This is a genomic window from Solwaraspora sp. WMMA2056 (assembly GCF_030345095.1).
Lineage (GTDB): Bacteria > Actinomycetota > Actinomycetes > Mycobacteriales > Micromonosporaceae > Micromonospora_E.
This window is the reverse complement of record NZ_CP128360.1, coordinates 2,852,492-2,874,034: the sequence shown is the minus strand read 5'-3', so window position 1 is coordinate 2,874,034 and position 21,543 is coordinate 2,852,492. Positions and strand designations below refer to the sequence as shown.

The 21,543-nt window shown below is 71.5% G+C and carries 15 protein-coding genes; 10 read left to right on the top strand and 5 right to left on the bottom strand.

Translation table 11 applies throughout. The features are described from left to right. Position 1 precedes the first annotated feature (1 nt). Genes egtD through O7608_RS13140 form a run of 4 tightly spaced genes read right to left on the bottom strand, consistent with a single transcriptional unit; the run spans position 2 to position 4,300 of the window. Positions 2 to 964, bottom strand: a complete 963-nt coding sequence (gene egtD, locus O7608_RS13155; protein ID WP_289210238.1) for an L-histidine N(alpha)-methyltransferase — start codon at positions 962 to 964, stop codon at positions 2 to 4. Further along, positions 943 to 1,719, bottom strand: a complete 777-nt coding sequence (gene egtC / locus O7608_RS13150) for an ergothioneine biosynthesis protein EgtC (protein WP_289210237.1) — start codon at positions 1,717 to 1,719, stop codon at positions 943 to 945. The genes egtD and egtC overlap by 22 nt, the downstream gene beginning before the upstream one ends. After that, positions 1,719 to 3,023 carry an ergothioneine biosynthesis protein EgtB gene (egtB, locus tag O7608_RS13145; protein WP_289210236.1) on the bottom strand — a complete coding sequence of 435 codons (1,305 nt, stop codon included), beginning with the start codon at positions 3,021 to 3,023 and terminating at the stop codon, positions 1,719 to 1,721. Before egtB ends, egtC begins: the two co-directional genes overlap by 1 nt. Continuing rightward, positions 3,020 to 4,300, bottom strand: coding sequence for a glutamate-cysteine ligase family protein (locus O7608_RS13140; protein WP_289210235.1), 1,281 nt, complete (start codon positions 4,298 to 4,300; stop codon positions 3,020 to 3,022). Before O7608_RS13140 ends, egtB begins: the two co-directional genes overlap by 4 nt. 258 nt (positions 4,301 to 4,558) lie before the next feature. On the opposite strand from O7608_RS13140, the gene O7608_RS13135 reads away from it, so the two are divergent. From O7608_RS13135 to O7608_RS13095, 9 genes are all read left to right on the top strand, one after another. Beyond that, complete coding sequence (locus tag O7608_RS13135) at positions 4,559 to 5,662, top strand: carboxymuconolactone decarboxylase family protein (protein WP_289210234.1); 1,104 nt, start codon at positions 4,559 to 4,561, stop codon at positions 5,660 to 5,662. 78 nt (positions 5,663 to 5,740) lie between these two features. Next, a complete protein-coding gene (locus tag O7608_RS13130) occupies positions 5,741 to 6,763 on the top strand; it encodes a DUF1702 family protein (protein WP_289210233.1) in 1,023 nt (340 codons plus the stop codon). A gap of 194 nt (positions 6,764 to 6,957) precedes the next feature. Next, entirely contained in the window at positions 6,958 to 7,932 is a 975-nt protein-coding gene (locus tag O7608_RS13125) for a DUF1702 family protein (RefSeq protein ID WP_289210232.1), read from the top strand. A gap of 3 nt (positions 7,933 to 7,935) precedes the next feature. Beyond that, positions 7,936 to 9,882, top strand: a complete 1,947-nt coding sequence (locus O7608_RS13120) for a CRTAC1 family protein (protein WP_289210231.1) — start codon at positions 7,936 to 7,938, stop codon at positions 9,880 to 9,882. A gap of 4 nt (positions 9,883 to 9,886) precedes the next feature. After that, complete coding sequence (locus tag O7608_RS13115) at positions 9,887 to 10,894, top strand: enediyne biosynthesis protein (protein WP_289210230.1); 1,008 nt, start codon at positions 9,887 to 9,889, stop codon at positions 10,892 to 10,894. Then, complete coding sequence (locus O7608_RS13110; RefSeq protein ID WP_289210229.1) at positions 10,891 to 16,665, top strand: type I polyketide synthase; 5,775 nt, start codon at positions 10,891 to 10,893, stop codon at positions 16,663 to 16,665. The genes O7608_RS13115 and O7608_RS13110 overlap by 4 nt, the downstream gene beginning before the upstream one ends. Before the next feature lie 5 nt (positions 16,666 to 16,670). Then, the gene (locus tag O7608_RS13105; protein ID WP_282228748.1) at positions 16,671 to 17,108 is read left to right on the top strand and encodes an acyl-CoA thioesterase; all 438 of its coding nucleotides are present in this window, start codon (positions 16,671 to 16,673) and stop codon (positions 17,106 to 17,108) included. 21 nt (positions 17,109 to 17,129) lie between these two features. Further along, positions 17,130 to 17,666 (top strand): flavin reductase family protein, encoded by a 537-nt coding sequence (locus O7608_RS13100; RefSeq protein ID WP_289210228.1) that lies wholly within the window; start codon positions 17,130 to 17,132, stop codon positions 17,664 to 17,666. Continuing rightward, entirely contained in the window at positions 17,666 to 19,027 is a 1,362-nt protein-coding gene (locus O7608_RS13095) for a cytochrome P450 (RefSeq protein ID WP_289210227.1), read from the top strand. The genes O7608_RS13100 and O7608_RS13095 overlap by 1 nt, the downstream gene beginning before the upstream one ends. A gap of 130 nt (positions 19,028 to 19,157) precedes the next feature. Here the strand turns inward: O7608_RS13095 and O7608_RS13090 are convergent, their stop codons facing one another. Further along, a complete protein-coding gene (locus tag O7608_RS13090; protein WP_289210226.1) occupies positions 19,158 to 19,958 on the bottom strand; it encodes a helix-turn-helix domain-containing protein in 801 nt (266 codons plus the stop codon). Positions 19,959 to 20,756: 798 nt separating this feature from the next. On the opposite strand from O7608_RS13090, the gene O7608_RS13085 reads away from it, so the two are divergent. Then, positions 20,757 to 21,410 (top strand): MerR family transcriptional regulator, encoded by a 654-nt coding sequence (locus O7608_RS13085; protein WP_289210225.1) that lies wholly within the window; start codon positions 20,757 to 20,759, stop codon positions 21,408 to 21,410. Positions 21,411 to 21,543 lie beyond the last annotated feature (133 nt).

Below are 21,543 nucleotides of genomic sequence, written 5' to 3'. Positions count from 1 at the left end.
GTCACCGGCACTGGGACAGGCTGATTGCGAACCGGCCGGCCGGGTCGGTCCACCAGTGGGTCAGCTCGAACCCGGCAGCGGCCAGCTCGGCGGTCACGCCGGCCCGGCGGAACTTCGCCGACACCTCGGTCCGCAGCTCCTCCCCGGCGGCGAACGGCACCGTCAGCTCCAGGTCGGCGACCTCGACCGTCATGGCCCGCTCGGCCCGCAACCGCATCTCGATCCATTCGTGCCCGGCGTCCCAACGGGCAACGTGCCGGAACGCCGTCGGGTCGAAGTCGGCGCCGAGCTGGCGGTTGACCACGTGCAGCACGTTGCGGTTGAACTCGGCGGTCACCCCCTGGGCGTCGTCGTAGGCGGCGACCAGGGTCGACTCCGCCTTGACCAGGTCGGTGCCGAGCAGCAGCCATTCACCGGGCCGCAGCACCGCGCGCACCGCCGCCAGGAACTCGGCCCGTTCGGCCGGCACCAGGTTGCCGATGGTGCCGCCGAGGAAGGCGACCAGCCGGTGGTCACCGGCCGGAATCCGGTCCAGGTGCCGGGTGAAGTCACCGACGATCGCGTGGACCGTCAGCTGCGGGTAGTCGTGGTGCAGCGCGGTGGCGGCGTCGCGCAGCGCTGATTCGGAGACGTCCAGTGCCACGAACCGGTCCAGACTGCCGGCCCGGCCCAGCGCGTCGAGCAGCAGCCGGGTCTTCTCCGACGATCCGCTGCCCAGCTCCACCAGGGTGACCGCCCGGGTGGCGGCGGCGATGTCGGCGGCGTGCGCGGTCAGCGCGGCGCGTTCGGCCCGGGTCGGGTAGTACTCGGCCAGGGTGGTGATGCGGTCGAACAGTTCGCTGCCGTACTTGTCGTAGAACCACTTCGGCGGCAGCCACTTCGCCTCGGCGGTCAGCCCCAGCCGGACGTCGGCGCGCAACGCCTGCAGCTGGTCGGCCTCGGTCAGTGCGATGTCGATCCGCACAGTTCCTCCATGGTGTAGGCGGTCGGGGTCGCGACGACGAGTCGGTGGTCCGGTACGGCGGTCCACCCCGGATCGTCGTCGGTGGGTTCGGAGGCGACGACGATCCGGTCCGGGGCGGCCCGGACGGCCAGGCTGTGGCCGACGGTGCTGGCCCAGCCCTGTTCGCCGTCGGTGAGCAGCAGGTTGAGCCGGGACGCCGGGGCCACCGCGAGCACGCTGGTGACGGTGTCGGCGATCGCGGTGGCGGGCGGGACGCCGGCCCGCAGCCGGTGGCGCACCAGCGCCCACAGCAGCGCGGCGTCGGTGGGCGCGTCGAGGGTGAGCAGGTCGGTCACCGGCAGGGTGGCGGCGAGGTCGGCGACGCTGCCCGGCCAGCCGGCCACCACCCCGTTGTGGCTGAACAACCAGCGGCCCTCGGCGTGCGGGGCGCAGGCCGTCTCGACCACCGGCATCCCGGGGGTGGCCGAGCGGACGGCGGCGAGCAGCGCGCCGGTGACGGTGGCCCGGGCCAGTTCGGGCAGGCTCTGGTCGGCCCAGATCGGTACGGCCCGGCGGTACCGGACCGGACCTGCGCCGGTTGCGGACCCGGTGCCGGTGCCGGTGTACCAGCCGATGCCGAACCCGTCGGCGTTGACCGTGCCGCCGCCCCGCATCTGCCGGGGTGCCCAGGACTGGCGGTACAGGCTGTGCGCCGGATCGATCAGCAGCGTCGCCAGGCTCGTGGGTGGGCCCAGGTACAGCTGGTGGCGGCACACTAGGCGACCTCGCCGGGCAGCGGGTCGCGGGCGGTCCGGAAGCCGCTGAAGATCTGCCGCCGGATCGGATAGTCCCAGTTGCGGAAGGTGCCCCGGCAGGCGGACCGGTCGGTGCCGAACGAGCCGCCGCGCAGCACCCGGTGGTCGCGGCCGAAGAAGACCTGCGAATACTCCCGGTACGGGAAGGCGGTGAAGCCGGGGTAGCCGTCGAACCAGGTGTCGGTCCACTCCCACACGTCGCCGATCAGCTGGTGCACCCCGGCCGGTGAGGCACCGGCCGGGTAGGCGCCCACCGGGGCCGGGGACAGGTGCCGCTGGCCCAGGTTGGCGTGCTCGGGTCGCGGATCGTCGTCGCCCCACGGGTAGCGGCGGGACCGGCCGGTCGACGGGTCGTACCGGGCGGCCTTCTCCCATTCGGCCTCGGTGGGCAGCCGACGGCCGGCCCAGTTCGCGTACGCCTGCGCCTCGTACCAGCCGACGTGCACCACCGGCTCGTCGGGCACGATCGCCGACCGTCGGCCGAACCGGGTGGCGCTGCCGTCGCCGTGCCAGTGGGCCGGCCCGGCGAGCGCGGCCCGCAGCCGGTGGGCCCAGCCCTGCGGGCTCCACCATCGCTCGTCGTGGTAGCCGCCGTCGTCGATGAAACGCTGGTAGCGGGCGTTGGTCACCGGCGCGCGGTCGATGAGGAACGCCGGCACGTCGACCGGGTGCGCGGGGCGTTCGTTGTCCAGCGCCCACGGCTCGGTGGAGGTGCCCATGGTGAACGGCCCGGCGGGGATGAGCACCTCGCCGTCGACCGGCCCGGCCGACGGCGGGGTGGGCGCGGCGGTGAGCACCGGCGGCCCGGTCCGCAACTGGTGGGTGGCGAGCATCGTCTCGTCGTGCTGCTGCTCGTGCTGGACGATCATCCCGAAGGCGAAGCCCTGCTCGACCAGTGGTCGGCCGTCGAACGCCACCGTGTCGAGCAGGTCGAGGACCTTGTCCCGGACGGTACGGGTGTAGGCGCGCGCCTCGGTCGGGTCCAGCAGCGGCAGCGCGGGGCGGTCGGCGCGGGCGTGCTTGAACGCGTCGTACAGGTGGTCGATGTCGGCGCGGACCGGATCCCGGCCGCCGACGTCGCGGACCAGCCAGAGTTCCTCCTGGTTGCCGATGTGGGCCAGGTCCCAGACCAGCGGCGACATCAGCCGCGAATGCTGGCGGACCAGGTCGGCGTCGTCGACGGCGTCGGTGAGGGCGCTGCTGCGTCGTCGGGCGCGGTCGAGGTCGTCGGCGAGTACGGCGCGTAGGTCGGTCGGTCCGGTCACAGGTCCTCCTTCGGCAGCCGGCGACGCAGCGAGTGCCGGATCGTGGTGGCGGTCGTCGCCGGCAGGCCGGTGTCGGCGAGGTGGTCGCAGGCGAGGCCGACGACGGCCCGTGCGGCGGCGGCCAACGCCGGGTCGGCCAGGCCGACGCGGGCGGCGTCGGCCCACCGGTCGGCGACCGGGGCGGCGTGGCGCCACGCGGTACGCAGCGTCTCGTCGCGGGCGAACAGGCTGGCCAGTACGGCGACCGGCGCCAGCCAGTCGTCGGCCGGTTGGGCGTCGAGGTAGCGGATCTCCAGGTGGCCCTGCGGGCGTACCGGGGGGAAGAGCGTGCTCAGGTGCAGCGACAGGTCGGCGTAGGTGGGTGGGCGGGGCAGGCCGCTGCGGATCCAGTCGCCGAACCCGACGGCGCCGGACCGGGTCCAGCCGTGCCGCCCGTCGGCGATGAACAGCGGCGGGGTGTCCAGGACGCGGCGGGTCCAGGCCGCCACCGGGTCCGTCGGCGGTTGTCCCGCCGGCTCTCCCCGCAGTTGCCCCGGTGCGACGGCGGTCGGCGGGGCGGTGCGGGCAGGGTCGAGGGTGAGCCAGGTCCGCATCCGGTGCGACACCCAGCCGGTGTCCCGGTCGGCGTACCGTGCCGAGTTGGCGAAGGTCGCCAGCAGCACCGGCCCGAGTGCGTTCGCGGCCGCCCAGCGCAGCGGCAGTTGGGCGGGGGTCCCGGCGTCGAGGCACACCTGCAGGCCGGCCGTGGCGCACATCATGGTCGCTCCGGCTGCGCCGTACCGGCCGAAGGCGTCGGCCATCGCGGTGTACCGGCGGTTGTGCAGGATGCGCCGGGGCGGCCGGTGCGGGTCGCAGCCGTGGGAGCCGAGCCGCAGGCCGGCCCGGGCGAGCCGGGCGTCGAGGGCGGCGGTGTCGGCGACGGTGCGCAGGTGCAGGTCGGCGACGGAGTCGACCGGCAGGCTGGAGATCTCCACCTGGCCGCCGGGCTCGACGGTGACCTGCCCGCCGTGCGGCAGGGGCCGGTGTGGGCTGTCGCGGCGCAGGGTGGGTGGGGCGTGGTCGCCGAGCGCCCGGCCGAGGATCTCCGGGTCGAGTGGACGGGCGGGGTCGTCCACGTGGTGCACGGTCCATTCGAGTTCGACACCGACCCGCCGGGGCGGTCCGGTCTTGAAGCAGATCCGACCGATGTGGCCGACGGCGGCGGCGACGTCGGCGATGACCTCGTCACCGTCGGCCGGGCGCACGGCGTCGGACAGGTGCAGGTGCTGCACTCCCACCCCTCCAATTGTCACCGTATGTGACGTTGTGACAACAGTTCATCCCACCCTAGCCGCAGGGTCCGACAATCAGCGCCCCGGCGATCGGGCAGCGCCGCTATCCAGCCCCGTGACCAGGACACCTCGGCAATATGGAAGTTCCCTCAGACGTCCACCGGTCGGCATTCTGATGAACACGCGATCACCTTCAGTGATCGGACTGACACCGCATCATCCGTACGCCGCATCATCCGATCGCCGCACCATGAGGGAGCCACGATGGTCATCCGACGGGTCGTCGCGTCGGTCGCCCAACGCCAGGTGCGACACGTCCGTCCGGTGTCCGAGCAGTCGGCGCTCGGCACGGTCGCGACCGTGTACGCCCAGTGCGCCGAGGAGATGCGGCTGGTCATCCCACCGGTCCTGCTCCACTCGCCGGCACCGGAGACACTCAGCGCCTTCTGGATGCTGATGCGCGAACCGCTGCTGGTGGTGGGCGCGGTGGACCGCGTCGCCAAGGAGGCGGTCGCCGCCGGAGTGTCGGTCGCCAACATCTGCCCGTACTGCGTGGACATGCACAGCACCGGGCTGTACCCGCAGGCCGGCGAGCACGACGCCGAGGCGGTCGTCGCCGACCGGCCACAGACGATGACGGACCCGCGGCTGCGGGCGCTGGTCGAATGGGCCCGCAGCGCCCATCTGCCGGACGCCCCGACACCGGTGCCGTTCACCGAAGCGCAACGGCCGGAGCTGGTCGGCGTCGTCGTCGCCTTCCACTACCTGACCCGGATGGTCAACGTCTTCCTCACCAGCTTCCTGCTACCACCCGGACTCACCCCGGCGGCACGGCGACGGTTCAAGCACGTCGTCGGCCGGCAACTCGACCCGACGCTGCGGGCAGCACCCGTACCGGGGCGGTCGCTGCCGCTACTGCCGGCGGCGACGCTGCCTGCCGACGCCGGCTGGGCGGCCGGTGACCCGACGGTCGCCCAGGCGACGGCCCGGTCGTACGCGGCACTGGCCGCCGCCGGCGAACGCTGCCTGCCCGCACCGGTCCGGCAGCTGGTCGAGGAGCGGCTGGCGAGCTGGCGCGGCGAGGAGACGGGGCTGGCCCGGCAGTGGTGTGAGGACCTCGTCGCCCCGCTCTCCCCACCCGATCAGGCTGCCGCACGGTTGGCACTGCTCACCGCCCTGGCGTCGTACCAGGTGGACAACGAGACGGTCGCGGAGTTCCGCCGGCACCACCCGCGCGACCGGACGCTGATCGAGGCTGCGGCCTGGGCCAGCTTCGCGGCGGCCCGTCGGGTCGGCGCCTGGCACGTCCCGACCGACCCGGGCCTGCCCGAGGCGCCGTCGTCGGGCCGGCACGCCCGGACCGGATGACCGACCCAAAGGGGTACCGGCTGCCCGCGCCGGCCGGTGCCGGCATCGGCCGGCACCCGTACCGGAATGGAGAAACGCATGGCAGGCGTCATCGGCGCCGTCCGGCGGTTGGCCCTGGCGCCACCGCTGGCCGAGGTCACCTTCGCGCGCCGGGGCTTTCCCGGCGCATCGGCACCGGCCGCCCGCCGGTTGGAGGCGGTCCCCCAGGCGGTGATCTGCGGCTTCGAATGGGCCATCGACAGCGTCGACCTGTGGGAGCTGGAACGCCGGCTGGAGCTGGTCGAGCAGGAGCTGCGGGGCTTCGCCTACGAAGGGGCGACGATGGCGCTCACCGTACGGGACGTCACCGGCGCCCGGCGCGGCCGGCGCACCCGCGACCTGCTCACCGGCAGCGGCCGGCCGCACCTGCTGCTGGCGTACATCGGGATCGGGTTCGCGATGGCCCGGCTGCCCCGGCCGCTGTGGCGCAAGGTGCTGCCGGACCTGGCCGGGCTGCCCTACCACCCCACCATGTCGTGGCTGGCGGTCGACGGGCTCGGCTTCGACCGGGCGTACTTCCACACCCGACGCTGGGTCGTCGAGCAGCGGCAGCCGGCGCCCTACCCGTGGCTCGGCCGGCCCGACTACTTCGGCCGCGCCTTCGACCAGGGCATCGGCCGGGCACTGTGGTTCATCCACGGTGGTCAACCACGGGCGGTCGCCGCCGCCGTCGAAGAGTTCGCACCGGCCCGGCGGGCCGACCTGTTCAGTGGTGTCGGGCTGGCGGCGACCTTCGCCGGCGGTGAGCTCGACCTGCTACCGGAGCTGGCCGGCCCGTACCGCGCGGAGCTCGCCCAGGGCGCGGTGTTCGCCGCCAAGGCCCGCGCCGAGTCCGGCTTCGTGCCGGCCCACGTGGAGACCGCGACCCAGGTGCTGACCGGGACGTCGGCGGCGGCCGCCGCCGCGCTCGCCGACGAGGTCGCGGTGACCGACACCGACGGTACGGGCGCCGACGACACCGGTTCGGGCGCATCCCGGCCTGACGGCCCGCCGGCCTACGAAATCTGGCGGCGACGCATACGGGAGAGATTCGCCCCTGGCCTGCATTCGACCCACCACTGAACAACAGAAATCAGAGCAACGCGAAGGAACGGCTGTCACCGTAGACGGCCGGTTGACGCATGCCCGTTCCGCATCATCGAGCAATTTCGGAGAAATTCCCCAACGTGGCATTTCCAAAGAAGGAATTCCGTCGCCCCGCTGGCCATGATGCGGGGCGACGACTGCCATTCATCGAGGACAAGTGAGGGAGAGAGTTGGCAACGTACTGGCGTAAGACGAGACGCGCGCTCCTGACGCCGAAGCTTTCCGAGACGACCTTGGAAGTCCGCGGCTTCCATGCCAAGAACTCCACCTCACGCGACGTTCTGGAGACCGTCGGGCGGTCCTTCATCGCCGGATACGCGGCGGCCATGGAGGCGGGCACACCAGCGGAGGTCGCCACGCCACTGGCCGACCTGCCGGTGCGCTACCAGGGTTTCGCCTACGAGGGCGCGGCCATGGGTTTCGCCATTCTCGACGCACTGCCGTTCGGCCGTTCCGACCACGTCTCACGTTTCCTGGCCGGTCCGGGAGACGCACACGTCTACATGGCCTACGTCGGCATCGGCTGGGCAATGGCCCGGTTGCCGAGATTCCGGTGGCGGACACTGACCGCGCCGGATCCGCTGCTGCGCTGGCTGGCCCTGGACGGGTACGGATTCCACCAGGCGTACTTCCACACCGACCGGTACGTCCACCAGCAGCACGAGGAAACCGACTTTCCGTGGCCGATCAGCGGACCACGCTGGTACGCCAGCCGCGCGATCGACCAGGGCGTCGGCCGGGCCAGCTGGTTCGTCGGGGGCAGCGACCCGCAGCGGGTGGCCGAGCTGATCGACGCCTTCGCTCCCCACCGGCGTGCCGACCTGTACAGCGGTGCCGCGTTGGCGGCGACCTACGCCGGCGGCGCCGACGCCGACGAGCTCCGGACGTTGTGGGACCGCGCCGGTGACGCCCGGCCGCAGGTCGCCCAGGCCAGCGCCTTCGCGGCCGAGGCACGGGTGCGGGCCGGCCTGGTGGTGTCGCACAACGAGCTCGCCACCGAGATCTTCTGCGGAATGTCCGTGTCCGACGCGGCGGCGGTCAGCCGGCAGACCCGGCCCGACCCCGCGACCACCGGCCCGGTGCCGGCCTACGAGGTGTGGCGGGAGCGGGCCGCCAGCCAGTTCGTCTCTCTTGGGAGGTGCTAGTCCGTGTCGTCGACAGTTGGCTTGCTTCGCCGGCAACTCGCCGGGGTCATCGCGGTCCTGCTGATGGTGAGCCTGTTCGTGCTCGCCCGTCAGCCGGGCTACGCCGCTGACACCCGTGCGGGCCTGGCCGCCGGCTACTCCTTCACGCCGATGTCGATCGCGATGCCGGGTGGCTTTACCCAGCAGTCGATCCGCAAGGTCAACCAGGAGTACGAACACATCGACGCCTGGATCTCCTCGGTCGGTGCCGCGATCGCCATGAACGACCTCGACGGCGACGGCCTGGCCAACGACCTGTGCGTCACCGATCCCCGGATCGACCAGGTCGTAGTGAGCCCGACGCCGGACAGTCCGGCCCGGTACGCACCGTTCGCGCTCGACCCGGACCCGCTGCCCATGCACTTCGCGATGGCGCCGATGGGCTGCGCACCCGGTGACTTCAACGCCGACGGCCGGATGGACCTGCTGGTCTACCTGTGGGGCCGCACCCCGATCATCTACCTGGCCAAAGCCGACGTCGACGAACTCGGCCCGGACAGCTACCAGCCGACCGAACTGATGCCGGGGCCGTCCGGATCGGGCTACACCGGCCCGGACTGGAACACCAACACGGTCACCGTCGCCGACTTCGACGGCGACGGCTACGAGGACATCCACATCGGCAACTACTTCCCGCACAGCCCGGTGCTCGACCACACGGTATACGGCGGGGTGGAGATGAACCACTCGATGTCCCACGGGCTCAACGGCGGCCCGGACTACATCTTCCGGTGGGCCGGCGCGACCAGCGGCGCCACACCGACGGTGCGCTACGAACGCGTCGACGACGCCATCCCCGCCGAAGCCTCGACCGGCTGGGCGCTGGCCTCGGGCGCGGTCGACCTCGACGGCGACCTGCTGCCGGAGCTGTACCTGGCGCACGACTTCGGCCCCGACCGGCTGCTGCACAACCGGTCCACCCCGGGCAACATCGACTTCGCCATGGTCGAGGCGGTCCGCAAGGGCACCGTACCGAAGTCCAAGCAGCTCGGCCTGGACTCGTTCAAGGGCATGGGGGTCGACTTCGGCGATCTCGACGGCGACGGCAACTACGACCTGTTCGTCAGCAACATCACCACCACGTTCGGCATCGTGGAGAGCAACTACGCCTTCATCAACGACGCCGCCGACACCGAGGAGATGCGTCGCCGGCTCGCCGCCGGTGAGGCGCCCTTCACCGACCGCAGCGCCCCGATGGGCCTGGCCTGGTCCGGCTGGGGCTGGGACACCAAGCTGGCCGACTTCAACAACAGCGGCCAGACCGTGGTCACCCAGGCGCTCGGGTTCGTCAAGGGCGAGGTCAACCGGTGGCCGCAGCTGCAGGAACTGGCGACCGCGAACGACCTGCTGCTGTCCGATCCGGCCTGGTGGCCGAACGTACGCGCCGGTGACGACGTCGCCGGTGGGCAGACCCTGCGGTTCTTCGTGCCCGACGAGACCGGACGCTACGTCGACGTGGCTGCCGAACTCGGTCTGGCGGTCCCGGTGCCGACCCGGGGCATCGCCACCGGCGACGCCGACGGCGACGGGCTGCTCGACTGGGCGGTCGCCCGGCAGTGGGCCGAACCGGTCTACTACCACAACGACAGCCCGTCGGCCGGCGCCTTCCTCGGCCTGCACCTGACCCACCCCCACGACACCGACCCCGGGCAGGCCGGTTCGCCGGCGACCGGTGCCCAGGTCGTCGCCACCACCGCCGACGGGCGGGTCTTCCTGTCCCGGGTCGACGGCGGCAGCGGCCACTCCGGCCACCGCAGCCACGAGGTGCACATCGGACTCGGCGAGGTGACCGGGCCGGTGCAGGTGCAGATCAGCTGGCGGGACCGCACTGGTCAGGCACACGAACAGACCCTTGAGATGACCCCCGGCTGGCACTCCGTACAGCTCGGGTCCCAGGCCACGGTGAGGTGAACCGATGACCACGACCACCCCGCAGACCGCCCGTTCCGCCCCCCGACACGATCCCAAAGTCGTCACCGCGCTCCGCCGGTTCGCCATCTCGATCACGGTGTTCAACATCCTGGGCTACACCGTGCTCGGCTTCGAGCAACCGTGGCTGTGGCCGTTCGTCGCGCTCGCCACGGCGTACACGATCGAGATCGGCCTGGAGATCATCGGCGCCCGGACCGAAGGTCGCCCGCCACGGTTCCTCGGCGGCGGGGTACGCGGACTCGCCGAGTTCCTGTACCCGGCGCACATCACCGCGCTGGCGGTGAACATGCTGACCTACGTCAACGACCAGATCCTCGCGATGATGTTCGGTGTCGCGGTGGCGATCGGCGCCAAGTGGGTGCTGCGGGCACCGGTACGGGGCCGGCTGCGGCACTACATGAACCCGTCGAACTTCGGGATCATGATGATCCTCGTCGTCTTCCCGTGGGCCAGCATCGCGCCGCCGTACCACTTCACCGAGAACGTGGACGGCTTCGTCGACTGGTTCCTGCCACTGGCCATTCTCGGCCTGGGGACGATGCTCAACGCCAAGCTGACCGGCCGGATGTGGCTGATCGGTGCCTGGCTCGGGGTCTTCGCGCTGCAGTCGGTCGTGCGCGGCGTCCTGCTCGACACCTCGATCCTGGGCGGGCTGGCCACCATGACCGGCGTGGCGTTCGTCCTGTTCACCAACTACATGATCACCGACCCGGGGACCAGCCCGTCCAAACCGGCCTCGCAGGTCGCCTTCGGCGGCAGCGTGGCGCTGGTCTACGGCATGCTCACCGGCGCCGGCATCGCGTACGGGCTGTTCTTCGCCACGGCGGCGGTGTGCGCCGTCCGGGGCATCTTCCTCTGGTCCGTGCACATCGTCAACAAGGTCCGCGAGGCCAACGAGGCCCAGGCCCGCGCCGCCGCTGCCACAGCGGGCGACCCGACCGCGACACCGCTGACCACACCGTCGAACACGAAGGAGGTGGTGGTGGCGTGACCAGGATCTCCATCGTCGGCATGGCCTGCCGCTACCCGGACGCCACATCGCCGCGGGAGCTGTGGGACAACGCCCTCGCCGGGCGGCGGGCGTTCCGCCGACTGCCGGACGTGCGGATGCGGCTGGCCGACTACTGGGACGCCGACCCGGCCGCTCCGGACCGGTTCTACGCCCGCAACGCCGCCGTCATCGAGGGGTACGAGTTCGACCGGATCGCGTACAAGATCGCCGGAAGCACCTACCGGTCGACGGACCTGACCCACTGGCTGGCCCTGGACGTGGCGGCGACGGCCCTGGCCGACGCCGGGTTCCCGATGGCCGAAGGGCTGCCCCGCGAACGGACCAGCGTGGTCGTCGGCAACAGCCTCACCGGTGAGTTCTCCCGGGCCAACCTGATGCGGCTGCGCTGGCCGTACGTACGCCGGATGGTCGCCGCCGCGCTCAAGGAACAGGACTGGGACGACGACCAGCTCGCCACGTTCCTGGCCGACCTGGAGACCAGCTACAAGGCCCCGTTCCCGGCGATCGACGAGGACACCCTCGCCGGTGGTCTGTCCAACACCATCGCCGGGCGGATCTGCAACCACTTCGACCTCAAGGGCGGCGGCTACACGGTGGACGGCGCCTGCTCGTCGTCGCTGCTGTCGGTGGCGACCGCCTGCAAGTCGCTGCTCGACGGCGAGGTCGACGTCGCGATCGCCGGCGGGGTCGACCTGTCGATCGACCCGTTCGAGATCATCGGTTTCGCCAAGACCGGGGCGCTGGCCCGGGGCGAGATGCGGGTGTACGACAAGGGCTCCAACGGGTTCTGGCCCGGTGAGGGCTGCGGGATGATCGTGCTGATGCGCGAGCCGGACGCCACGGCGGCCGGGCACCGCAGCTACGCCACCATCGCCGGCTGGGGCATCTCCTCCGACGGCAAGGGCGGCATCACCCGACCTGAGGTCAGCGGCTACCAGTTGGCGTTGCGCCGGGCGTACGAGCGGGCCGGCTTCGGCATCGACACGGTCGGCCTGTTCGAGGGACACGGCACCGGTACGGCGGTCGGCGACAGCACCGAACTGAAGGCGCTCACCCTGGCGCGGCAGGCGGCCGATCCTGACGGGCGACCGGCGGTGATCGGCTCGATCAAAGGCATGATCGGGCACACCAAGGCGGCGGCCGGGGTGGCCGGCCTGATCAAGGCCGCGATGGCCGTGCATCACGAGGTGCTGCCCCCGGCGATCGGCTGCGTCGATCCGCACGACGAGCTGACCCGCCCGGACGCCGCGCTGCGGGTGCTGCGCCAGGCCGAACCGTGGTCCGCCGACGTGCCGGTGCGGGCCAGTGTGACCGCGATGGGCTTCGGCGGGATCAACACCCACGTGGTGTTGGAGAAGCGCGACGCCCGGCGGCGCAGCCGGCTGGACAGCCGGACCTTCTCGCTGGCGACCTCGGTGCAGGACGCCGAACTGCTGGCCGTCGACGCGCTGTCCCGCGACGAGCTGCGCGAACGGCTGCACCAGCTGGTCGCGTTCGTGCCGACGGTGGCGTACGCGCAGTTGGCCGACCTGGCCGCCACGTTGCACCGGGAGTTGCGCGACCTGCCGTACCGGGCGGCGGTGGTGGTCACCTCGCCGGAGGACGCGGTACGGCAACTGCAGCGGGTCCTCGACGTGCTCGACACCGACCAGACCCGCCTGGTGACCGAGGACGGCCGGGCCTTCCTCGGCTACGCAAGCGGGCCCGGCCGGATCGGCTACCTGTTCCCCGGCCAGGGTTCCGGGCGGGGCACCAGTGGCGGCGCGTTGCGGCGCCGGTTCGCCGAGGCGGACCAGGTGTACCGCCGGTCGGCCCTGCCGGAGTCGGCCGACGGCGTCGCCACCTCGGTGGCCCAGCCCCGGATCGTGACCGGGTCGCTGGCCGGCCTCACCGTGCTGGCGAACCTGGGGGTGGAGGCCACCGTCGCGGTCGGTCACAGTCTCGGTGAGATCTCGGCGCTGCACTGGGCCGGTGCCATCGACGAGGAGACGCTGCTGCGGGTCGCGCGGGTGCGGGGCCAGACCATGGCCGCGCACAGCGCGTCCGGCACGATGGCCGGCGTCGGTGCCGACCCGGACACCGTACGGAAGCTGCTCAGCGGCACCGACGTGGTGATCGCCGGATACAACGGGCCACAGCAGACCGTCGTCGCCGGCCCGGTCGACCAGGTCGAACGGGTCTGCCAAGCGGCCAGGGAGGCCGCGCTGGCGGCGACCCCGCTGGCGGTGTCCCACGCGTTCCACTCGCCGCTGGTCGCCCCCGCCGCCGGAGCCTTCGCCGACCAGCTGACCGGGGAACGGTTCCAGCAGCTGCACCGTACGGTCGTGTCGACGGTGACCGGCGAGGTCCTGCCGGCGGAGACCGACGTGCCGGCCCTGCTGCACCGGCAGATCGTCGACCCGGTGCTGTTCGCGCCGGCGGCGGCGGCCGCCGCCAAGGACGTCGACCTGCTCGTCGAGGTCGGACCGGGCCGGGTGCTCAGCGGCCTGGCCGCCGCCATCACCGACGTGCCCGCGCTGGCGTTGGACACCGACAGCCAGTCCCTGGTGGGGCTGCTACGGGTGGTGGCGGGCGCGTTCGTGGTCGGCGCCGCAGGCATCCACTCCGGGCTGTTCCACGGCCGGTTGACCCGCAGCCTGGCGGTCGGGGCCGAGTTCACGTTCTTCGCCAGCCCCTGTGAGGCGGCGCCGACCGTCACGATCGCCACGACGGCGACCATGGCGGCGGCACCGGCTGCCGAGGCGACCCCGGTCGACGACACCGAGTCGACCGTGGACCTGCTGCGGCGGATGGCCGCCGACCGGGCCGAACTTCCGATGGAGATGGTCCGCGACGACAGTCGACTCCTCGACGACCTGCACCTGAGCTCCATCACCGTCGGGCAGCTGGTCAACCAGGCGGCCGCCCGGCGCGGCATCGCGGCCAGCGCCACCCCGACGAACTTCGCCACCGCCACCGTCGGTCAGCTCGCCGACGCCCTCGACCAGCTCAGCGCGACGGCGACCGACGGCGACGCCCACGCGCCGGCCGTGGTCGACGGTGCCGCGCCCTGGTCGCGGGCCTTCCGGATCGACCTCGACCCGGCCGGTCCCCCGGTGCCGGTCACCGCCGCCGGCGGCGCGTCGGCCGGTGGCGGCTGGCGGGTGTACGCCCGCGACGACCATCCACTGGCCGAGCCACTGCGGCTGGCCCTGGACCGGGCCGGGCTCGGCGGCGGGGTGCTGGTCTGCCTCTCCCCGCAGTGCCCCGCCGACGAGGTGGAGCTCGCGCTGCGGGCCGCCCGCGAGTTGCTCGCCGGCGGTGGCGGCGACCGCTTCGTCCTGGTCCAGTCCGACCGGGGCGCGGCCGGGCTGGCGAAGACGCTCCGGCTGGAGGCACCGCAGCTGAAGGTGACCGTGGTGCACGTGCCGCTGATCCGCGAGGCGCTGCCGTGGGTCTGCGCCGAGGTCGCCGCGACCGACGGGTTCGTCGAGTCCTACTACGAACCCGACGGCAGCCGGCGGGTCCCGGTGCTGCGGGCACTGCCGGTACGGGCCGAACGCACCGCGCAGGTCCTCGGCGGTGACGACGTCCTGCTGGTCACCGGCGGCGGCAAGGGCATCACCGCCGAGTGTGCTCTGGCGCTGGCCGCCGACAGCGGTGCCCGGCTCGCCGTACTGGGTCGCTCCGACCCGGCCGACGACCCGGATCTGGCCGCCAACCTGCGGCGGATGACCGACGCCGGGATCACCGTCCACTACGGCCGGGCCGACGTCACCGACGCCGACCAGGTCCAGCGGGCGGTGGCGCAGGTCACGGACGCTCTCGGGCCGGTCACCGCGGTCCTGCACGGTGCCGGGCGCAACGAGCCGACGGCGCTGACCAACCTCGACATGGCGCAGGTCCGGCAGACCTTCGCCCCGAAGGTCGACGGGCTGGACGCGGTGCTGGGCGCCGTCGACCCCGACCAACTGCGGCTGCTGGTCACCTTCGGCAGCATCATCGGCCGGGCCGGCCTGCGCGGCGAGGCGCACTACGCGACCGCCAACGAATGGCTCGCCGAACGGACCGTCCGGTTCCAGCGGGAACATCCGCAGTGCCGGGCCGTCTGCATGGAGTGGTCGGTCTGGTCCGGGGTGGGCATGGGCGAACGGCTGTCGGTCGTCGAGTCGCTGCAGCGTGAAGGGGTGATCCCGATCTCCCTCGACGACGGGGTGGCGCTGATGCGACGGCTCGTCGGCGATCCCGACGTCCCACCGGTGGTGGTGGTCAGCGGACGGACCACGGGCATCGACACGGTCGCGCACGACCTGCCCGACCTGCCGCTGCTGCGCTTCGTCGACAAGCCGCTGGTGCGCTACCACGGCGTCGAACTCGTCTGCGAGACCATCCTGCACCCGGGCAGCGACCTCTACCTCGACGATCACCGGTTGGACGGCAACCTGCTGTTCCCGGCGGTGTTCGGCATGGAGGCGATGGCCCAGGTGGCGACCGCGGTGACCGGGGCGTCGACGGTGCCCCGCATCGAGCAGGCCGAGTTCCTGCGGCCGATCGTGGTGCCGCCGGACGGCAGCACCACGGTCCGGATCGCCGCGACCGTCGTCGACGACGCGGCGGTGGACGTCACCATCCGCAGCGCGGAGACCGCCTTCGCCGCCGAGCACTTCCGGGCCAGGCTGCGCTTCGACACCGACCCGGCCCCGGACGGGCCACCGGACCAGGTCGCCGACGGACTGCCGCCGGTGGCCCTCGACCCGGCCCGGGACCTGTACGTGGACACCATGTTCCAGGGGGCCCGGTTCCAGCGGGTACGCCGCTACCACCGGGCCGCCGCGCGGCACATCGACACCGAGGTCGCGGCCGACCCGCAGATCGCGTGGTTCGCCCCGTACCTGCCGGGCGACCTGCTGCTCGGCGACCCCGGGCTGCGGGACGCGCTGATGCACGCCAACCAGGTGTGCGTACCGGACGCGACGCTGCTGCCGCAGGGCATCGACCGGGTCCACCCCGGCGGGGCCGACCTGGTCGGTCCGGGCGACTTCCGGTTCTGCGCCGTCGAACGCAGCCGCGACGGCGACACCTACCACTACGACATCGCGGTACGCGACGGCGACGGCAGAGTCGTCGAGCGGTGGGAAGGGCTGCGGCTGCGCGCGGTCCGCAAGAAGGGCGGTGCCGGACCGTGGGTCGCCCCGCTGCTCGGCCCGTACCTGGAGCGCACCGTGCAGGACCTGCTCGGCAGCGACACCGCGGTGGTCGTCGAACCGGCGCTGCCGGACGAGGACGAGGCCACGACCCGGCGGGGGCGCACCGGGCGCGCCGCCGGCCGGGCACTCGGCCGGCCGGTGTCGGTCACCCACCGCCCGGACGGTCGGCCCGAACTGCCCGGTACGGCGGTCTCGGCCGCGCACGGCGCCGGGGTGACCCTCTGTGTGACCGGTACGGGCGACCTGGGCTGCGACGTCGAAGCGGTGGCGGCCCGCTCCGACGACGAGTGGCGTGACCTGCTCGGCAACCACCTGCCGCTGGCCCAACTGCTGGCCCGCGAGCTCGCCGAGCCGCTCGACGTCGCCGCGACCCGGGTGTGGAGCGCGGTGGAGTGTCTGCAGAAGATCGGCCGGCCGCAGCCGACGCCGCTGTCCCAGCTCGCCGGCGGACCGGCGGGCTGGGTGGTGCTGGCCAGCGGGAGTCAACGGATCGCCACGATGGCGACCACGTTGCGTGACCACCCGGGCCCGGTCGTCGTCGCCGTCCTGGCCCAGGGGCGGTGAGCCGGATGTCGGACTACTACGAGTACCGCCACACGGTGGGCTTCGAGGAGACCAACGTGGTGGGCAACGTCTACTACGTCAACTACCTGCGCTGGCAGGGGCGGTGCCGGGAGATGTTCCTCAAGGAACGGGCGCCGAGTGTGCTCGCCGAGGTGCAGGCCGACCTCAAGTTGTTCACCCTCCGGGTGGACTGCGAGTTCTTCGCCGAGATCACCGCCTTCGACGACCTCGCCATCCGGATGCGGCTGGTGGATCTGGCGCAGACCCAGTTGGAGTTCAGTTTCGACTACATCCGGCTGGGTGCCGACGGCGAGTTGCCGGTGGCCCGGGGCCGGCAACGGGTGGCCTGCATGCGCGGGCCGAACACCAGGACCGTTCCGACCCGGGTCCCCGAGGCGCTGGTACGGGCGTTGGCGCCGTACTCCGCGCTGGCGCGTGCCTGAGCACGGCAGGAGGAGGACGAAATGAACGTCGACCATCCACCGCCCGGGGAGGTACTCGACCCGGGCGCCCTACGCCAGGTGTTCGGCACCTTCGCCACCGGCGTCACCGTGGTGACCGTCGGCGGCGGCCAACCGCACGGGATGACCGCCAACTCCTTCGCCTCGGTGTCCCTGGACCCACCGCTGGTGCTGATCTGCGTGGACCGGCAGGCGGTCATGCACGAGTGTCTGGTCAGCGCCGGCGCGTTCGCGGTGTCGGTGCTCGCCGCCGACCAGGAGCCGGTGGCCCGCCACTTCGCCAACCGGTGGCGGCCACTGGGGCAGGCCCAGTTCGACGCGGTCGCCTGGCGGCCGGGGCCGGCCAGCGGGGCGCCGCTGATCGACGGGGCGCTGGCCCACCTGGAATGCGGACTGTGGCGGGCGTACGACGGCGGTGACCACACCATCTTCACCGGTCGCCTGCTGTCGGCGATACGCCACGGCGACGACGAGCCGATGCTGTTCCTGCGGGGACGGTTCCGCCAGCTCGACCCGCGACGCGACGAGGTGCCGACGTGATGCCGGCCCGGACCGGCCAGGCCCCGCCGGGTCCGACCGGACCGGCGTCGCTGGGTACGTTGTGGAAGTTCGGCCGGGACCGGTTGGGCGTGATGAGCGCCGCGGCGCGCCGCCACGGCGACGCCGTCCGGTTGGCCACCTGGCCGTGGCCGTTCTACTTCTTCAACCACCCCGACCACGCCAAGTACGTGCTGACGGAGAACAGCCGCAACTACCACAAGGGCATCGGGCTGGTGCATGCCCGCCGGGCGCTCGGCGACGGGCTGCTCACCAGCGAGGGCGAGCTGTGGCGGGAGCAGCGCCGGGCGATGCAGCCGGTCTTCCAGGCAAAGCGGATCGCCGGGCAGGCCGCCACGGTCGCTCAGGAGGCGGCCGGCCTGGTCGAGCGGCTGCGCGGCCACCGGGGCGGGGCACCGGTCGACGTGCTGCAGGAGGCGACCGAGCTGACCCTCGGGGTGCTCGGCCGGACCCTGCTGGACACCGATCTCAGCCGGTACCAGTCGATCGGGCATTCGTTCGAGGTCATGCAGGACCAGGCGATGTTCGAGCTGGCGTCGATGAGCATGGTGCCGATGTGGGTGCCGTTACCGCAGCAGCTGAGGTTCCGGCGGGCCCGTCGTGACCTTCAGGTCATCGTCGACCGGATGGTGGCCGAGCGGACCGCCCGCGACGGTGCCGACGCGACCGGTGACGACGCGTTGTCCCGGCTGATCGCCTCGACCCGGCGGGAGCCGGACCCTCGGCGCGGTCAGCAGCGGATGCGCGACGAACTGGTCACCCTGCTGCTGGCCGGGCACGAGACCACCGCTAGCACGTTGGGGTGGAGCTTCTACCTGATCGACCAGCATCCGCAGGTCCGCCAGCGGCTCCGGGACGAGGCCGTGGCGGTGCTCGGTGACCGGTTGCCGACCTACGAGGACCTGCGCCGGTTGACCTACACCTCGATGGTGGTCGAGGAGGTCATGCGGCTGTATCCGCCGGTCTGGATGCTCTCGCGGATCGCGCAGGAGCCGGACGAGATCGGCGGGTTCCCGGTGCCCGCCGGCGCCCACGTGCTGATCTGCCCGTACACCCTGCACCGGCACCCGGGGTTCTGGCCCGACCCGGACCGCTTCGACCCGGAGCGGTTCGACCCGACGCGGCCGGTGAGTCGACCCCGGTACGCGTACGTGCCGTTCGGGGCCGGGCCACGCTTCTGCGTGGGCAACCACCTCGGGATGATGGAGGCGGTGTTCGTGATCGCCATGGTCAGCCGGGAGCTGCGGCTGGTGAAGCCGGAGTCGTACCGGGTGGTGCCCGAACCGATGCTGTCGCTGCGGATCCGGGGCGGGCTGCCGATGTCCGTCGAGTCCGCCGACTGACCGGGCACCACGTGGTGGCGGCCGACGGCCGTGGCCGGTACGGCGTTCGCCGTACCGGCCACTCTCGTGTTTGGGTGACCGCCGGGCACGGGGGGGGCAGGTGACCCGCGGGCACGGGGTGACTGCCGGGTCAGGTGGACGGCACGGCCTGCGCCGGGAGTCGGCCGAGCCCGGCCGCGGCCAGCGCGGACTGCTTGACGTCGAGCAGTGCGACCAGCACCGGCGGGTCGAGACTGGTCATCGGCGCGAGGCGTACGTCGGCCCGCAGTGGCGCGCCGGGGCGGACCACGAGCGGGCCGCAGCGGCCCACCCAGGTGGCACCTCCGGCGGCGGTGTCGTCGTCGGCCGCCCAGTAGACGAGGACGTACCAGACTCCAGCTGGGACCGACTCGAGCACGTAGCGGCCCGGTCCGTCCAGCATCGCACACTGCACCGGAAGTCCTTCCGGAATCCGGTCGGGGAACAGTCCCACGAAGATGGTGCCGTTGCCGGGTTCGGGACCGGCAGCGGAGCCGGCGGCGACCCGGACCTCACCGGAGACGGTGCCGGTTGACCGGCGCGCGATGATGTAACGGTCGGCGACACGTACGTCGGTGGTGAAGCCACCGAGGCGGCGGTAGGCGGTCGGGGACAGCCCGACGCTACGGGAGAACCGCGAACTGAAGGTCCCCACGCTGGCATACCCGACCTGGATGCTGATGTCGGCCACCTTCAAGGACGTCGACAGAAGCAGGTGCTTGGCCCGTTGCAGACGCAGCGCGGAGAGAAACCTGCCCGGGGAGACCCCGGTCAACCGCTGGAACGATCTGGAGAAATGGAACTTGCTGAACAACGCAGCGCGCGCCATGTCATCCACGGTCAACTGCTCGCCAAGGTTGTCCCGCATGTACTCTATTACCCGCTCGGCCGCCTTCTCGATTGCGTCTGCCACCGCGACTCCCCATCTGTACGCGACGATAAGAGACCTCATGAAGGCCGCCAGGAACAGGAACATGAACCCATTGGCCGATAACACCGCTAGCCGGCACCAAAATGCCGACCGCCAGCAAATCAACAGGCCCCGGCTTTCGCCTGCCGATCATCTAGATCCGGATCGATGCTAACCCATCACCGGCAGGTGGGCAACGATTAGTCGCTCCACCGATCACCATGAGTGACCGATTGGTTAAAGGCGGGCGTCACTGGACGCATTCGCCGCCCAGGACACACCTGGTTGGTGGAGATCCCCACTATCCATTGATTGCTTGACGACGCAGACAAACGCACGCCATCGTTGCGGAAGCACTATTGCATACCGGACCGATCGGACAATAACCCCCCAGATTGTCGCAATATCCAATGGACGAAGCGCCAGGCAGCACAACGACGGTCAATATTTCCAAACAGGGAACGGCAGTTCGCCACGCACCCACCATCGGAACGCATGCAGACACGGCGCGAGCCAGGTGAGTCGCAGCACTTCACACTCCGCAGCATTCGCCGACCATCGCCGGAGCGACCCAAGGTAACTACCAGTTACACTTAAGGCAATCTTGAAGAAAGGATGCCAGCCGACATGACCGAAGAAATGGAGTTAAACGACCTAGTCGAACAAATCGGAACAAGATAATATTTGCTCCTTAGAACGACAAGTTGCCAGAACTGCCAGGCAAACAACAAGTAGGTACCCGGCGACGCCATGTGGAAGACTGATGAATGTCGCTACCCCTCGACGCCGCCACGGAGCTCGATGCGAATCTCAGAACTGAGCCAGAAAAGCGGGCTCCCCGTCGCGACCATCAAGTTCTATCTGCGCGAGGGCCTGCTGCCGCCCGGTAAGCGGACGGCACGCAACCAGGCAGACTACGGCGACGACCATCTCAGCCGGCTGTACCTCATTACGACGTTGACCGTTGTCGGACGGCTTCCGCTGTCGGCGGTCAGGGAGATCGTCACCGCCCTGGACGACCGCGGCACGCAACTGGACGGACTCTGCCGGGTCATCAACAAGGCACTGGTTCCGCTGGACCGGGAGGAAGAGGCCGGCTCGATCGGGACGACCGCGCGGTATCAGGTGGACACCTTCGTCGACGGCCTGAACTGGAACGTCGAGCCGGGGGCACCGGGCCGGTCGACCCTGACGCAGGTTCTGACCGCGCTACGCCTGCTCGGCTGGGACGACGACGTGGACGTGTTCGTCCCCTATCAGCAGGCGGCTGCACGGATCGCGAGTCGGGAAGTCGACACTATCCCGGTCGACGCGGACGAAGATGAAGCCGCGCTGATGCTGGTCGCACGAACCGTTCTCTTCGAGGTCGCCTGGTGCACTCTACGCGGCATGGCGCATGAGCACATTATCGCCGCCCGGGCCGGCAAAGCACGAAAAACGGACGACGCTTCCTGATCCAATGCCGTTCAGATTGGGGTGTCTGGGCAGGCCAGGTGGGGTGTGGGTGGTCCGGGGTGGCGGGTGTCGCGGTCGGTGGGGCGTTTGACGCGGTAGGAGTTGTGGCGGGCGCGTTTGACGACGCGGGGAC

Bases quoted from the DNA above. Each gene is read 5' to 3' on its own strand.
- O7608_RS13105 (WP_282228748.1), top strand. From the start codon at position 16,671: ATGTCGGACTACTACGAGTACCGCCACACGGTGGGCTTCGAGGAGACC.
- O7608_RS13095 (WP_289210227.1), top strand. From the start codon at position 17,666: ATGCCGGCCCGGACCGGCCAGGCCCCGCCGGGTCCGACCGGACCGGCG.
- O7608_RS13135 (WP_289210234.1), top strand. From the start codon at position 4,559: ATGGTCATCCGACGGGTCGTCGCGTCGGTCGCCCAACGCCAGGTGCGA.
- O7608_RS13100 (WP_289210228.1), top strand. From the start codon at position 17,130: ATGAACGTCGACCATCCACCGCCCGGGGAGGTACTCGACCCGGGCGCC.
- O7608_RS13130 (WP_289210233.1), top strand. From the start codon at position 5,741: ATGGCAGGCGTCATCGGCGCCGTCCGGCGGTTGGCCCTGGCGCCACCG.
- O7608_RS13085 (WP_289210225.1), top strand. From the start codon at position 20,757: ATGCGAATCTCAGAACTGAGCCAGAAAAGCGGGCTCCCCGTCGCGACC.
- O7608_RS13115 (WP_289210230.1), top strand. From the start codon at position 9,887: ATGACCACGACCACCCCGCAGACCGCCCGTTCCGCCCCCCGACACGAT.